The 14,283-nt window shown below is 58.9% G+C and carries 13 protein-coding genes; 10 read left to right on the top strand and 3 right to left on the bottom strand.

The genetic code is table 11. The features are described 5' to 3' along the window. Positions 1-669: a DUF1190 family protein gene (locus ACMWJS_RS09770; RefSeq protein WP_262808577.1), complete on the bottom strand. Its 669-nt coding sequence runs from the start codon at positions 667-669 to the stop codon at positions 1-3. A 194-nt stretch (positions 670-863) separates the two neighbouring features. Continuing rightward, a complete protein-coding gene (tolC, locus tag ACMWJS_RS09765) occupies positions 864-2,342 on the bottom strand; it encodes an outer membrane channel protein TolC (RefSeq protein ID WP_045909979.1) in 1,479 nt (492 codons plus the stop codon). A gap of 204 nt (positions 2,343-2,546) precedes the next feature. Here tolC and nudF point away from each other — a divergent pair, with 204 nt between their 5' ends. From nudF to parE, 5 genes are read left to right on the top strand one after another with little or no spacing between them, the layout of a single operon-like run. After that, on the top strand, positions 2,547-3,179 hold the full coding sequence (gene nudF / locus ACMWJS_RS09760) for an ADP-ribose diphosphatase (RefSeq protein WP_024906492.1): 633 nt from the start codon (positions 2,547-2,549) through the stop codon (positions 3,177-3,179). Beyond that, positions 3,176-3,598 (top strand): DUF1249 family protein, encoded by a 423-nt coding sequence (locus ACMWJS_RS09755; RefSeq protein ID WP_003862516.1) that lies wholly within the window; start codon positions 3,176-3,178, stop codon positions 3,596-3,598. The genes nudF and ACMWJS_RS09755 overlap by 4 nt, the downstream gene beginning before the upstream one ends. A gap of 27 nt (positions 3,599-3,625) precedes the next feature. Next, positions 3,626-4,453, top strand: a complete 828-nt coding sequence (gene cpdA / locus ACMWJS_RS09750; RefSeq protein ID WP_414747000.1) for a 3',5'-cyclic-AMP phosphodiesterase — start codon at positions 3,626-3,628, stop codon at positions 4,451-4,453. After that, positions 4,453-5,034: an esterase YqiA gene (gene yqiA, locus ACMWJS_RS09745; protein ID WP_008502976.1), complete on the top strand. Its 582-nt coding sequence runs from the start codon at positions 4,453-4,455 to the stop codon at positions 5,032-5,034. Before cpdA ends, yqiA begins: the two co-directional genes overlap by 1 nt. 28 nt (positions 5,035-5,062) lie before the next feature. Further along, positions 5,063-6,955 (top strand): DNA topoisomerase IV subunit B, encoded by a 1,893-nt coding sequence (parE, locus tag ACMWJS_RS09740; protein ID WP_014833290.1) that lies wholly within the window; start codon positions 5,063-5,065, stop codon positions 6,953-6,955. Positions 6,956-7,081: 126 nt separating this feature from the next. On the opposite strand, the gene ACMWJS_RS09735 is transcribed toward parE, so the two are convergent. Continuing rightward, a complete protein-coding gene (locus tag ACMWJS_RS09735; protein ID WP_414746999.1) occupies positions 7,082-9,223 on the bottom strand; it encodes a TonB-dependent siderophore receptor in 2,142 nt (713 codons plus the stop codon). Positions 9,224-9,605: 382 nt separating this feature from the next. Here ACMWJS_RS09735 and ACMWJS_RS09730 point away from each other — a divergent pair, with 382 nt between their 5' ends. Genes ACMWJS_RS09730 through ACMWJS_RS09710 form a run of 5 tightly spaced genes read left to right on the top strand, consistent with a single transcriptional unit; the run spans position 9,606 to position 14,279 of the window. Then, positions 9,606-10,418, top strand: coding sequence for an ABC transporter ATP-binding protein (locus ACMWJS_RS09730; RefSeq protein ID WP_414746998.1), 813 nt, complete (start codon positions 9,606-9,608; stop codon positions 10,416-10,418). Next, positions 10,415-11,398: a FecCD family ABC transporter permease gene (locus ACMWJS_RS09725; RefSeq protein ID WP_414746997.1), complete on the top strand. Its 984-nt coding sequence runs from the start codon at positions 10,415-10,417 to the stop codon at positions 11,396-11,398. Before ACMWJS_RS09730 ends, ACMWJS_RS09725 begins: the two co-directional genes overlap by 4 nt. Further along, entirely contained in the window at positions 11,395-12,435 is a 1,041-nt protein-coding gene (locus tag ACMWJS_RS09720; protein WP_414746996.1) for a FecCD family ABC transporter permease, read from the top strand. Before ACMWJS_RS09725 ends, ACMWJS_RS09720 begins: the two co-directional genes overlap by 4 nt. Before the next feature lie 9 nt (positions 12,436-12,444). After that, on the top strand, positions 12,445-13,395 hold the full coding sequence (locus ACMWJS_RS09715; protein ID WP_414746995.1) for an iron-siderophore ABC transporter substrate-binding protein: 951 nt from the start codon (positions 12,445-12,447) through the stop codon (positions 13,393-13,395). Next, positions 13,392-14,279 (top strand): MurR/RpiR family transcriptional regulator, encoded by an 888-nt coding sequence (locus ACMWJS_RS09710; RefSeq protein WP_032664435.1) that lies wholly within the window; start codon positions 13,392-13,394, stop codon positions 14,277-14,279. Before ACMWJS_RS09715 ends, ACMWJS_RS09710 begins: the two co-directional genes overlap by 4 nt. Positions 14,280-14,283: the final 4 nt, after the last annotated feature.

Below are 14,283 nucleotides of genomic sequence, written 5' to 3'. Positions count from 1 at the left end.
TCAGCCGCCCATTGAGCGAGTAGAAGAGATGCCTGTCGCGCTGCGCTGCATGCTGGTCTGTTTCGCCACAGACTCACCGAACCCGCCGCGGGTGATGGTGCTGGTGGTCGCAGGCTTCGGCGCCATCGCCGTTTTCGGTACCGTCACGGTGCGGCCAGGGGTGGCTGCGCCGTAGCCTTTGCCGCTGGCATCGGTATATTGACCGTAAGCCGGGCTGGCCGGGTTTTTCGAGCTAAACAGCGGCTGCTGCTGGTAGCCTGCACCGCCGCCCATCAGACGACCCATCATGTAACCGGCCATCAGCGGCATCCAGAAGCTGCCGCTGGACTGCGCCTGCGCCTGATTTTCTGGCGCAGTGCCGGCCTGAGCCGGTGCCTGCTGGCATTGACCTTCGCCAAACTCCGCTACGCAGTCTTCGCGTGAGGCATATTTCGGCGCGGTGCGTTCCGCTTCTTTCAGCGCGCTGGTGTAGGCCGTTTTACATTCGGCCGCTTTACCGGTGGCGGCAGAGCAGTCGTCCGCGTTTTGATACAGCGAAACCGTTTCATCGTTTTTTTCACAGCCTGCCAGCATAAAGACAGCGGTAACCGCCAGCGCAACAGGAGTGAGGTGACGTGCGTTCCAGCTCTTGCGGAACGACGCGTGATTGATCGTTTTTGTCCGTTTCATATTTGTCTTCCAGGACCCAGTGGTAATAACGCTCAGGATAGAGGATGAGTGGTTGAAAATGAAGCGAAGAGGGGCGGAATCAGGGGGATCTTTACGTTGGCTTACGTTCGGATGTGATTTTGCGCCGGGTGGCGCTGCGCTTACCCGGCCTACGATTCAGTAGGCCCGATAAGCGAAGCGCCATCGGGCAATGCTTAGTTACGGAACGGATTATTGCTCTTGCTGGCAGGCGCGGTAGTGCGCGCGGCAGCAGGCTGTGCAGCAGGGGTCGTGCCGTTAGCGTTGAAGTTATCAACCGCGGCAACCTGCTCCGGGTTCTCCGGCGCAACGCTGTCAGGAGAGGTAGAGACTGGTTTGCCCAGTGCGCTGTTCAGCATCTGCAGGTCTTGCTCGTTCAGCGTACCCAGAGCCTGCTTAATATTCAGCTGGTTAATCAGGTACTGATAACGCGCGCTGGAGAGTTGCTGTTTCGCGTTGTACAGCGTGGTGGTCGCGTCGAGCACGTCAACGATAGTACGGGTACCGACGGAGTAGCCGGCTTCCATCGCGTCCAGGGAGCTCTGTGCCGACACAACGGCCTGTTTGTAGGCGTTGATGCTGCTGATTGAGGCGTTCACGTTGTTGAAGGATGAACGTACGGTCTGCACCACGTTGCGGTGGGCGCTTTCCAGCTGCTCGCTCGCGCCAACAAAGTTGTACTGCGCCTGTTTCACCTGGGAGTTGACCTGACCGCCCTGATACAGCGGCAGGGAGAAGCTCAGACCCACCTTGTTCTGGCCCATATTGCTGTCGTCATACTGGGCAGAGTTGGTCTTAGAGCCGCTGTAAGTGGTGTCAGAGATGCCGGTAGAGGCGCTCAGGCTCAGGGTTGGCAGATGGCCATCCTGCGCCTGACGAATTTGCTCGCGGGCCAGGTCCTGGCTCAGACGCGCCTGCAGCAACGTCAGGTTGCGGTTTTCCGCCTCTTTCAGCAGGGCGTTAACGGCCTGCGGCTTATCCGTTTTGAAGCTGTCGACGTTCAGGGAGGCCAGCTCAGGATAGTAATTCCCGGTAACCTGACGCAGGGATTCCAGCGCGTTGTCGAGGTTGTTACGCGCGGTCACTTCGTTGGCCAGCACGGTATCGTACTGTGAACGGGCGTTCTGCACGTCGGTGATCGCCACCAGACCCACGTTGAAGCGCTGGGTGGTCTGATCTAACTGACGGTAAATGGCCTGTTTCTGCGCTTCGGTGTAGGAGAGCGCGTCAATGGCGCTCAGCACGTTGAAGTACGCCGTGGCCGTGTTCAGGATCAGCGTCTGCTGGTCGGTCTGATAGGTCACATCCTGGATGCCTGCGCTTTTTTCCTGCAGGGTCAGGGCACGCCATTTGGACATATCAAACAGCGTCTGTGTTAATTGCAGTGAGGCGCTGGTAGCATTGGAGTTTACGCCGTTAGCGTCGCGGAAACCGTTGCTGTAGGTATAATCTGCACCTAACCCTAACTGTGGCAGCAAGGGGCTACGCGCTTCGTTAATCTTTTCAAACGCAGCATCACGATCGGCCGCTGATTTACGTAAATCAGGGTTGCCCAGACGTGCCTGCTGGTAGACCTGTAACAGGTTTTCCGCCTGGCTCATTGCACTGAAGCCCGTCAGGCTCAGGCCGATAAGGATGGGGAGCAATTTCTTCATTTGCATTCCTTGTTGTGAAGCAGTATTAGCGCTGATCTAATTAAAAAATAATTGCCGATTCTAACAGAATCATCCACACCAAAAGGTTGGCGTTACGTGCCATCTGGCGGTAATTTGCACCAATCTACCATATAGCCTTACAAACGGCAGCCAAACAGCCTTGAAATTCACAATTTCATCACCATTGCTACCAGGACTCGACTCATGCAAAAACCAGATAAGTTGCCCGTGACTTTCGCCAAAAACGATGTAGAAATTATTGCACGAGAAACGCTTTATAGCGGTTTTTTTTCAATGGATCTTTACCGTTTCAGGCATCGCCTGTTTAACGGGGAAATGAGCGGCGAAATCAGACGCGAAATTTTTGAGCGCGGGCATGCGGCAGTCTTGCTACCCTTTGACCCAGTGCGTGACGAAGTTGTGCTGGTGGAGCAGATCCGCATCGCCGCTTATGACGTCAGTGAGAGCCCGTGGCTGCTGGAGATGGTGGCCGGGATGATCGAAGAAGGCGAGTCGGTTGAGGACGTCGCCCGGCGCGAGGCGCTGGAAGAGGCGGGGCTGGTGGTCGGCCGCACAAAACCGGTGCTGAGCTATCTGGCAAGCCCGGGAGGCACCAGCGAACGCTTATCCATAATGGTGGGCGAAGTGGACGCCACGACCGCAGAAGGCATTCACGGTCTGGCTGATGAAAACGAAGATATTCGGGTTCATGTGGTAAGCCGGGAACAGGCTTACCAGTGGGTAGAAGAGGGGAAAATCGACAACGCAGCGTCTGTCATCGCCCTGCAATGGCTGCAGCTGCATTATCAGACATTACGAAACGAGTGGAAAAAATGAAGCGCTATACGCCTGACTTCCCAGAAATGATGCGCCTGTGCGAAACCAATTTCGCACAATTGCGCCGCCTGCTGCCGAGAAACGACGCACCCGGCGAAACGGTAAGCTATCAGGTGAGCAACGCGCAGTATCGATTAACGATAACAGAATCAACGCGCTACACTACGCTGGTGGAAATTGAGCAAACGGCTCCCAGCATTAGCTACTGGAGCCTGCCGTCGATGACGGTACGCCTCTATCACGACGCGATGGTCGCTGAAGTGTGTTCAAGCCAGCAGATCTTTCGCTTCAAGGCGCGGTATGATTACCCGAATAAAAAGTTGCATCAACGCGACGAAAAGCATCAAATTAACCAGTTTTTAGCCGACTGGCTAAGATATTGTTTAGCACATGGAGCAATGGCGATTCCGGTTTGTTAGCGTCATAAACCTACCTAAGGACACCATTTGGAAAGCCTGTTGAACCTGACTGTTGCTGGTGGGGCGCCAGTCAGGATATTACAAATCACCGATACCCACCTTTTTGCCGAAAAGCATGAAACGCTGCTGGGGGTGAACACCTGGGAGAGTTATCAGGCGGTACTGAGCGCCATTCACGCTGAAAACCGTGCATGCGATCTGATTGTCGCAACGGGCGATCTGGCGCAGGACCAATCTTCCGCGGCCTACCAGCATTTTGCTGAAGGCATCGCGAGCTTTAGCGTGCCCTGCGTCTGGCTGCCAGGCAACCACGATTTCCAGCCCGCCATGTACAGTTCTCTCCAGGATGCGGGGATTTCTCCGGCGAAAAGTGTTTTTGCGGGTGACCAGTGGCAGATCCTGCTGCTGGATAGCCAGGTGTTTGGCGTCCCGCACGGTGAGTTAAGCGAGTTTCAGCTCGACTGGCTGGAGACCAAACTGGCTGCTGAACCTGAACGTCACACGCTGCTGTTGCTTCATCATCATCCTCTGCCGGCGGGCTGCAGCTGGCTCGATCAGCACAGTCTGCGCAACTCCGCGGCGCTGGATCGCGTGCTGGCGAAGTTCCCGCGGGTGAAAAATCTGCTGTGCGGGCATATTCACCAGGAGCAGGATCTCGACTGGAACGGGCGCCGCATGCTGGCGACACCGTCGACCTGCGTTCAGTTTAAGCCGCACTGCGCCAACTTTACGCTGGATACCATCGCGCCAGGCTGGCGCTGGCTGGAACTGCATGCCGACGGCACGCTGACCACGGAAGTCTGCCGTTTGACCGGTGCACAATTCCGCCCGGACACCGCTTCAGAAGGCTATTGATGTCTACGCTCCTTTATCTGCACGGATTCAACAGCTCGCCGCGCTCCGCAAAAGCGACACAGTTTCGCCAGTGGCTGAGCGAGCATCACCCCGACGTTGAGATGATTATCCCTCAGCTGCCGCCTTACCCGGCAGAAGCCGCGGAGATGCTGGAATCCATTGTGCTTGCGCACGGCGGCGAAACCTTCGGTGTGGTCGGTTCATCGCTGGGCGGGTATTACGCCACCTGGCTCTCGCAATGCTTTATGCTGCCCGCCGTGGTGGTTAATCCGGCGGTACGGCCATTTGAGCTGCTGCGGGACTTTCTTGGCGAAAACGAGAACCCCTACACCGGCCAGCAATATGTGCTAGAGTCACGCCATATTTACGATCTCAAAGTTATGCAGGTCGACCCGCTCGAGGCGCCGGATCTCATCTGGCTGCTGCAGCAGACGGGAGATGAAGTGCTGGATTACCGCCAGGCAGTGGCGTATTACGCCTCCTGCCGCCAGACTATAGAAGAGGGCGGAAACCATGCTTTCACGGGCTTTGAGAATCATTTCACCCAGATTGTCGATTTTCTTGGACTGCACAGCCACTGACAATCAATGCGAATTGCTAGTTTAAATCATGACGCAAACCTATAACGCTGATGCCATTGAGGTCCTCACCGGGCTTGAGCCGGTTCGCCGCCGCCCGGGGATGTACACCGATACGACGCGCCCAAACCATCTGGGCCAGGAAGTTATTGATAACAGTGTGGACGAAGCGCTGGCGGGCCATGCCAAACGCGTTGACGTCATCCTGCACGCCGATCAGTCGCTGGAAGTCATTGACGACGGGCGCGGCATGCCGGTGGATATCCACCCGGAAGAGGGCGTCCCGGCCGTTGAGCTGATCCTCTGTCGTCTGCATGCGGGCGGTAAGTTCTCCAACAAAAACTACCAGTTCTCCGGCGGCCTGCACGGCGTGGGGATTTCCGTCGTCAACGCCTTGTCCAAACGCGTGGAAGTGAACGTCCGTCGCGATGGTCAGGTGTACAACATCGCGTTTGAAAACGGCGAGAAGGTGCAGGATCTGCAGGTTGTCGGGACGTGCGGCAAACGCAACACCGGCACCAGCGTTCACTTCTGGCCTGACGAGAGTTTCTTCGACAGCCCGCGCTTTTCCGTTTCCCGCCTGACGCACCTGCTGAAAGCCAAAGCGGTGCTGTGCCCGGGCGTGGAAATTACCTTTAAGGATAACGTCAACAACACCGAGCAGACCTGGCGCTACGAAGATGGCCTTAATGACTATCTGTGCGAAGCGGTAAACGGCCTGCCGACGCTGCCGGAAAAACCGTTCGTCGGCAATTTCACCGGCGACACCGAAGCGGTGGACTGGGCGCTGCTGTGGCTGCCGGAAGGCGGCGAGCTGCTGACCGAAAGCTACGTTAACCTGATCCCCACCATGCTCGGCGGTACCCACGTCAACGGCCTGCGTCAGGGGCTGCTGGATGCGATGCGCGAATTCTGCGAATACCGCAATATCCTGCCGCGCGGCGTGAAGCTGTCGGCGGAAGATATCTGGGACCGCTGCGCTTATGTGCTCTCCGTGAAGATGCAGGATCCGCAGTTTGCCGGTCAGACCAAAGAGCGCCTGTCGTCACGCCAGTGCGCGGCGTTCGTTTCCGGCGTGGTGAAAGATGCGTTTACCCTGTGGCTGAACCAGAACGTTCAGGCGGCAGAAATGCTGGCTGAAATGGCGATTTCCAGCGCCCAGCGTCGTCTGCGCGCCGCGAAGAAAGTGGTGCGTAAAAAGCTGACCAGCGGCCCTGCGCTGCCGGGCAAGCTGGCAGACTGTACCGCGCAGGATCTCAACCGTACCGAACTGTTCCTCGTGGAAGGGGACTCGGCGGGCGGGTCGGCCAAGCAGGCGCGCGATCGTGAATATCAGGCCATCATGCCGCTCAAGGGTAAGATCCTGAACACCTGGGAGGTCTCGTCTGATGAAGTGCTGGCCTCGCAGGAAGTCCACGATATCTCGGTCGCGATCGGCATCGATCCGGACAGCGACGATCTGAGCCAGCTGCGCTACGGCAAGATCTGTATCCTCGCGGATGCGGACTCCGATGGTCTGCACATCGCCACGCTGCTGTGCGCGCTGTTTGTGAAGCACTTCCGCACGCTGGTGAAAAACGGTCACGTCTACGTGGCGCTGCCGCCGCTGTACCGTATCGACCTCGGCAAAGAGGTTTACTACGCGCTGACGGAAGAAGAGAAAGCGGGCGTGCTGGAGCAGCTGAAGCGTAAGAAGGGCAAGCCTAACGTGCAGCGCTTTAAAGGGCTGGGCGAGATGAACCCGATGCAGCTGCGCGAAACGACGCTGGATCCGAACACGCGCCGTCTGGTGCAGCTGACGATCAGCGACGAAGACGAACAGCAGACCAACGCTATGATGGATATGCTCCTTGCCAAGAAACGTTCGGAAGACCGTCGTAACTGGCTGCAGGAGAAAGGCGATATGGCGGATATTGAGGCCTGATGCTGAAAAAGCCCTGCGATGCAGGGCTTTTTTTTGCCCGGTGGCGCTGCGCTTACCGGGCCTACGATCGATCCCCTCGCCCCTTTGGGGAGAGGGTTAGGGTGAGGGGAACACCCCGCACTGACATCAAAACTCCATCTTCACCGTAAACTGCACTTCGCGCGGGTCGCCAATCTGGTTGCCCAGGTTGTTGGTCGCAATGGACGACGTGTAGTAGGTCTTATCAAACAGGTTCTTCACGTTCACCTGCAGCGTCACCGGATACTGCAGCTTCATCTTATACGCCGCAAACGCATCCGCCACGAAATAGCCCGGCAGATAGTAATCCGCGCCGTTGGTTGCTGAACGACGGCTCACGCCGTGCCCGCCGCCGCCCAGCGTCAGGGTATTCCCGGCAAACGCATTATGAATGTCGTAGGTCAGGAACAGGGAGCCGGTATGGCGCGGCACGTTCGGCAGCGGTTTGCCCGCGTAGTCCGGGTCTTCCAGCACCTTCGCGTCGGTATATCCGTAGCTGGCGATGATATTGGTGTTCTCGGTCAGCGATCCGGCAAGATCCACCTCCACGCCCTGGGAGCGCACGCGGCCCGCGGTTTTGGCGATGGTTTCACCTCCCACGCTTTCGTTGTACAGCACGTTGCGTTTGTGAATATCAAACAGCGCGATATTGGCGGTAACCCCGTCGAACAGGTCGAACTTTGCGCCCACTTCGTAAGCATTTGACGTTTCCGGCGGCAGGTCGCCGATGTAGCTCGCAATGGACGACTGCGGCATAAACGTCTGCGAGTAGTTGGCAAACAGCGAGACCGCTGGCGTGAGCTTATAGACCAGCCCCAGCTTCGGCGTCCACTGTTCGTCGCGGCTGTCGGTATTGACGTTGAACGGACGGCCTTTGCCCGCGTACTGGGTGTAATACTGATAGCGCATCCCGGCGACGGCGATCCACTTATCGGTCAGGTACAGGGCATCCTGCGCGTACGCAGAGTAGCTTTCCTGCTTGAGCGTCTGGTCGCTGTCGGACGCCGACACGGTGGTGCATTTGCCGAGATGGCCATACGTCGGGTGATAGATATTGAAATCCTTGACGTTTTTACAGCGCATCATGTCCGTACGCAGCAAATCGTAATTCTCATACGACACGCCGGTCAGGATCTCATTGTAAAAGCCCGCAATATCCACATTGCCCTGCAGATCCGCGCGGGTGCTGTGCATGCGTTGGGTCGAGCCCTGGGTCGCATCCACACGGCGGGTCAGGTTGCCGGTTTTTGCATCGTAGGCCATGACGCGGGCCTGGTTATCGCTGTATTTGTCCTGGCTGTAGCTGTAGTCGAACTTCGCGGTCCACTGGCTATTAAGACGGTATTCCGCGTTGAGCTGAGCGAGGTCGGACTGCCCGTCGGTGATGTTAAACGGTTCGTCAAAGCGGGTTTTGCGATCGACATCAACGGCCTTTTTGGTGTTGAGATCGAAGATCGTACCGCGATCGAACGGCGTCTTATAATCGCGATGTGAATAGAGCACGGTCACGGTGGCATCATCGCCGAACCAGGTGAGCGACGGGGCGATAAAGGTGCTGCGTTCGTTGCCAAAATTACGCCAGTAATCTTCGTCCTGATACTCCCCCGTGAGGCGATACGCCAGGCGCGTGCCGTCGATCGGGCCGGTCACATCGACCTGTCCGGTGCCGCCGCCAAAGCTGGAAGAGGTGGCGGAAAGGGAACCGCCGAAGGTCTTCTCCGGGCGTTTGGTGACGATGTTAATCAGGCCGCCCGGATCGAGAATGCCGTACAGCGTGGAGGCCGGACCTTTCAGCACCTCCACGCGCTCGGTGGCGGCGTTAAAGCTGCGCGGCAGGACGGTGCGCAGGCCGTTGGTCATGATTGACCCGTCGCGGTTCGCGCCAAACCCGCGGCGCACAAAGGCATCCTGCGTACCGCCGAGGGTATTCGTCTGCACCACGTTGCTGACGTTATAGAGCGCTTCATCCAGCGTGGTGGCGTGCTGATCCTCCAGCACGTTATCGCTGACGGTATTGACCACCTGCGGGATATCCAGCATCGGCATGTTGGTCAGCGTTGCGGTAGAGGTGTTCAGCGGCTGGTAGCCGTTGGTGGCTTCCGCCGGAGTATTTGGATCGGCAGTGACGGTAAGCGTTTCGCCGTCTTTAGCCGCGGTGGTGTCTGCTGCCTGCGCCAGCGGCGCCATAAACAGTAGTGAAAAGAGCGCGCGCCCTTTTATCCCTGAGAGTGAAGGTGTGAATGTAGTCATTACATCTGTTATCCCGAAATATCCCGCGAATGCGTTCGCGGCAAACTGTGTGAGTCATTGCCCTTTACGGTCTGTCCGTTAGCCGGAAGTGGCATCGGACATGTAATTGAGAATCATTCAATCATGAGGGAATGTAGTAGTAAATGGAAAAAAGAAAAAATCGACTACAGCAGTTAACCGCGTACGTAAGCGCAGCGGGTTGATATTTAACTCATTGAAATAAATGTTTTTAAAAGCCTTGATGGGCTCATTTGTTCTCTGGTTTACCCCTGGTTTTTTCAGGGTGTTTCTTCGCTTGACTACTACATTGCGCGGCGTCAAACTCTCAAAAGAGAATGAGTTTTATTTTTATTTGTTGGTTTTTCATTACGTTGGCGTTCACGTGGCTCACAACACACACAAACCGGGTCTGGTTCTGGAGAACCTCTCTGCGGGCTATCAGAAAAAAATCATCGTTGATGATATCTCCCTTGCGATCCCTCAGCAGAAAATGACGGTGCTGGTCGGGGCGAACGGCTGTGGAAAATCCACGCTGTTGAGCACTATCGCGCGGCTGCTGCAGCCGCTTGGGGGAACCGCGCTGCTGGACGGTAAAGCCATTCATGAGCAGCCCACCAAAGCGGTCGCCCGTCAGCTTGGCATTCTCCCGCAGTCGCCGCTGCTGCCGGAAGGGTTAACCGTTTTTGAGCTGGTCTCGCGCGGGCGCTTTCCCTGGCAAAACGTTATGCGTCAGTGGAGCGACGAGGACGAGCGGGCGGTGGAAGAGGCCCTTCGACTGACCGGCACGGCAGAGTTTGCCCATATGCCGGTGGAAAGCTTATCCGGCGGCCAGCGTCAGCGCTGCTGGATCGCCATGGCGCTGGCGCAGCAAACGCCGTATATCCTGCTTGACGAGCCGACGACGTATCTCGATCTCCGCTATCAGGTGGAGATCCTGGAACTGCTGCACGCCCTGACCCGTCAGCACGGGCGCACCGTGGTGGTGGTGCTGCACGATCTCAACTTTGCCGTGAACTACGGTGATTCACTGGTCTTTTTACGCCAGGGAAAAGTCGAGGGGGTGTTACATGAAGGCGACGCCTGCACGCCGGCGCTGATCAAAGCGGTGTTTGATGTGGACGTGCATATGTCCATCAATCCCCTGACCGGCAAACCGTTCTTTATGCCGTTTCGCCAGAGCCTTGAACACCCATGATGCGCGCTTCTCTCGCCTTCCTGATTTTTACATTGCTGCTGGTGCTGGGCGCGATTGTGCATCTTGGCATCGGGGCGCGGTTTATCCCTCCCCGAACGGTAGTGGAGGCGTTCTTCCACTTCGATCCGCGCAATTTCGACCATAACATCATCATCAGACTACGGCTGCTGCGCCTCTGCGCCGCAATGGTGACAGGCGCCGCGCTCGGCGTGGCGGGCGTGCTGCTGCAGTCCGTGATCCGCAACCCGCTCGGCGAGCCGCATATTCTGGGGCTCAACGCCGGGGCTGCGCTGGGGGGGGTGATCCCCGGCGCGCTTGGGCTTTCGCTGCCGTTTGGTCGCCCGCTGATTGCCGCCGTCGGTGCCGCCGCGCTGTTTCTGCTGGTGCTGATGTTCTCCTCGTCCGGTCGCATCGGGCTCACGCCGATGAAGGTCACCCTGTGCGGCGTGGCGATGTCGGCGTTTGCCTCGTCGATTACCGCCGCGGTGTTAATCCTGGATGAACAGACGCTGCTCTCTCTGCGCACCTGGCTGGCAGGTGATATCGCCGGAGTCAACGCGCAGATGCTCCAGAGTGCCCTGTGGGCTGCAGCAGCCGGTTTTATTCTTGCTATCGGGCTGTCGCCCTCGCTCAACATGCTGGCGCTGGGCGACAGAATGGCGCAGGGGCTTGGCGTGTCGCTGCTGAAAACCCGCCTTCTTGCCCTGCTGGCCATCGCGCTGCTCTGCGGCGCGGCCGTCTCCCTCGCCGGACCGATTGGCTTTATCGGCCTTGTGGTGCCGCAGCTCATCCGCCGTCTGGTGTCGGTCGATTTGCGCGTGATGGTGCCGCTGTCGGCCCTGTGCGGCGCGCTGGTGTTGCTGCTGGCGGATATCGCTGCCCGCACGCTGTTTACCCCCTGGGAGCTGGCAACCGGCATCATGACGGCCCTGGTCGGCGCGCCCGTGTTCATCTTTATGGCGTCGAGGATGTTCAAATGAACCGGGCCGGACTCCGCGCGATCCGCGTTGGCCACCTGTCGGCGCTGATTCGCCCGAAAGCGCTGGCGTACCTGTCGCTTTTCGCGCTGGCGGCGCTAAGCCTGCTGGGCTTTGGCCTGACGCACGGTTCTCTGCCCATTCCAACCTCCGTCATCGGGCGTGCGCTGTTTTCGCCTGAAAGTCTGACGGCGGAGACGCGCTACGTCGTGATGGATATCCGTCTGCCGCGCCTGCTGATGGCGGTGCTGTGCGGCGCGATGCTCGGCATGGCGGGGGCGGCGATGCAGTCCATCACCCGCAACGGTCTGGCTGACCCGGGGCTTATCGGCGTGAAGGAGGGCTGTAGCGCGGCGGTACTGCTGCTGATTTTTCAGTTCCCGGCACTCAGCCTGGCCTGGCGTCCGCTGGTCGGCATGGCCGGTGGGCTGCTCACCGCGCTGCTGGTGATCGTCCTGGCGCGCGATATCTCGCGCCCGCGGTTCATCCTGATCGGCATCGGCGTGTCGTGGGCGTTTGCCGCGGCGATGGGCGTCTTTATGACCACCGCCGACGTGCGTGACGTGCAGACGGCGATGCTGTGGCTGGCGGGAAGCCTGCATGCGGCAAACTGGACGCTGGTAGGCCTGGCCGCACTCTGGGCCGCCCCCGCGTTTGCGCTGCTGCTGTTTACCGCCCGGGCCGCGGACGTGGCGTTGCTCGGCAATCAGGCCGCTACGGGCCTTGGCGTGCGCACAACCCGGCTGGCGCTGCTGCGGGTTCTCGCTCCGGTGGTGCTAACGGCGGCCTGCGTCTCCTGCGTGGGCAGCATTGGCTTCGTGGGGCTGATTGCCCCGCACATGGCGCGCCTGCTGCTGCGCGGCGGGCAAACCGCGCTCCTGACGGGAAGCGCCGTGCTGGGGGCGCTGCTGGTGCTGCTGGCGGATAACGTCGGACGTCTGGCATTCCTCCCGCTGCAGCTGCCGGCGGGAATTGTGATTTCATTGATTGGCGGACCGTTTTTCCTGCTGCTGCTCTGGCAGCGTCGGGACAGATTTTAGGGGACTATGATGCGCGTACTGTTTTCGATGCTGTTGCTGGTGGGGTTCGCAGTGAGCGCGGCGGAGCCGACGCAGGTATTTACCGACGATTTGGGACGCAAGGTGGTTGTGCCGGTTCATCCGAAGCGGATTGTTTCATTACACGATCTGGATATCACCATTCCGCTGATTGAGCTTGGCGTGCCGCCGGTGGCGAGCCATGGCCGCACGCGGCCGGACGGCAGCCATTTTCTGCGCTCCAGCGGCATGTTGACCGGCGTCGACTTCGATAATTCCGATATCAAATTTATCGGCACGGCGGATATCGACATCGAAGCCATCGCCGCCGCAAAACCTGACCTGATCGTTACCGAGCCGACCCGCAACACCCCGGTGGAACAGCTGGCGAAAATTGCCCCGACGGTGAGCATCGATCATCTCGACGGCGGCGCGCCGGAAATCTACCGCAAGCTGGCGCAGCTCACGGGCACGCAGGCAAGGCTAAACATTCTGGAACGCCGCTATCAGGAACAAATCAAGGCGCTGAAGGCGACCATCGACACGCGCAAAATCACCGTGTCGGTGATTCAGGCCAATCAGGGGAAATTCAACGCCATGCACAGCTACCACTCGCTGGGCCGCGTGCTGCGCGACGCCGGATTCAAATTCCCGCCACTGATTGAGTCCATCCCGGACGGAGGGCGCATCGACGTCAGCGCCGAGCGCCTGCCGGAGCTGGATGCCGATTTCGTCTTCGCTACCTGGCGCGGGGATACGGGCGGTAAACCGCAGGACGAGCTGGCGGCAATGGAGGCGGTCATGCCGGGCTGGTGTCAGTTCCTGACTGCCTGCCGAACCGGGCACTACGTGCTGATCTCGCGTGAAGAGGCGATCTCGAATTCGTTCGCGTCATTAGGGCTGATGGCCGCGCAGGTGCAGTCGCAGATTGCCGGGCGTCCGCTGCCGGAGGCGTCACGGTGATCCGCAAAGAGAAAGGGCGCGTGGATGTCTATGGCGACCGCTTTCGCGCGCGGGCGCATCAGCTAACGCCGCGTCTGCTGCAGGTCGCACGCTATATCCATGACAACCGCGAGGCGGTGATGGAGCAGACCGCCATGGAGATTGCTGCCGTATTGAAAACCTCGGATGCCACGGTGGTCCGCGCCATACAGGCGCTCGGTTTCGCCGGGCTGCGCGATCTTAAGCAGACGCTGGAGCAGTGGTTTGGCCCGGTGGTCACCTCCAGCGAAAAGATGTCCACCACGGTGAACACGCTCGCCAGCGACGTCAACGCGAGCATTGATTTCGTGCTGGAGGGACATCAGCACACCTGCGAGGTGTTATCTGAGCCCCACAACCGCTACGCGATGGCGCAGGCGGTCTCACTGCTGGCACAGGCAAGGCAGGTCGCCATATTTGGCATTGGCGCCTCGGGCATTCTGGCCGAGTACACCGCCAGGCTGTTCAGCCGTATGGGGTTACCCGCCACGCCGCTCAACCGTACCGGGATAGGGCTTGCCGAGCAGTTGATTGCGCTTCAGCGCGGCGACGTGCTGGTGATGATGGCGCAGAAATCCGCGCACCGGGAGGGGCAAACCACCCTGCGTGAAGCAAAACGTCTGGGCATTCCCACCATCCTGCTGACTAACGCCCTTGATTCGCGTTTCAGTAAGGAGGCCAGCGTGGTGATCCACGTTCCGCGCGGCGGTGAAAAGGGCAAAATCCCGCTCCACGGCACGGTGCTGCTCTGTCTGGAGATGATCATTTTGTCCGTCGCTTCTACCGAGCCGCAGCGCACCATCAAGTCCATGAAGCGCATCAACGAGCTCCATCGCGGGTTAAAGCCGGGGAAGAAAAGCAGCTAAAAAC

Origin of the sequence: Enterobacter sp. HK-058-C-ECC (genome assembly GCF_047531125.1) — a bacterium.
GTDB lineage: Bacteria > Pseudomonadota > Gammaproteobacteria > Enterobacterales > Enterobacteriaceae > Enterobacter > Enterobacter quasiroggenkampii.
Note: the sequence above shows the minus strand (reverse complement) of the source record. Positions and strands in the feature narration are given on the sequence as shown.

Excerpts from the sequence above, each read along its gene's own strand:
- ACMWJS_RS09755 (WP_003862516.1), top strand. The coding sequence starts at position 3,176 with ATGAAGCGCTATACGCCTGACTTCCCAGAAATGATGCGCCTGTGCGAA.
- ACMWJS_RS09720 (WP_414746996.1), top strand. The coding sequence starts at position 11,395 with ATGAACCGGGCCGGACTCCGCGCGATCCGCGTTGGCCACCTGTCGGCG.
- ACMWJS_RS09725 (WP_414746997.1), top strand. The coding sequence starts at position 10,415 with ATGATGCGCGCTTCTCTCGCCTTCCTGATTTTTACATTGCTGCTGGTG.
- tolC (WP_045909979.1), bottom strand. The coding sequence starts at position 2,342 with ATGAAGAAATTGCTCCCCATCCTTATCGGCCTGAGCCTGACGGGCTTC.
- nudF (WP_024906492.1), top strand. The coding sequence starts at position 2,547 with ATGCAAAAACCAGATAAGTTGCCCGTGACTTTCGCCAAAAACGATGTA.
- ACMWJS_RS09715 (WP_414746995.1), top strand. The coding sequence starts at position 12,445 with ATGCGCGTACTGTTTTCGATGCTGTTGCTGGTGGGGTTCGCAGTGAGC.
- yqiA (WP_008502976.1), top strand. The coding sequence starts at position 4,453 with ATGTCTACGCTCCTTTATCTGCACGGATTCAACAGCTCGCCGCGCTCC.
- ACMWJS_RS09770 (WP_262808577.1), bottom strand. The coding sequence starts at position 669 with ATGAAACGGACAAAAACGATCAATCACGCGTCGTTCCGCAAGAGCTGG.
- ACMWJS_RS09735 (WP_414746999.1), bottom strand. The coding sequence starts at position 9,223 with ATGACTACATTCACACCTTCACTCTCAGGGATAAAAGGGCGCGCGCTC.
- parE (WP_014833290.1), top strand. The coding sequence starts at position 5,063 with ATGACGCAAACCTATAACGCTGATGCCATTGAGGTCCTCACCGGGCTT.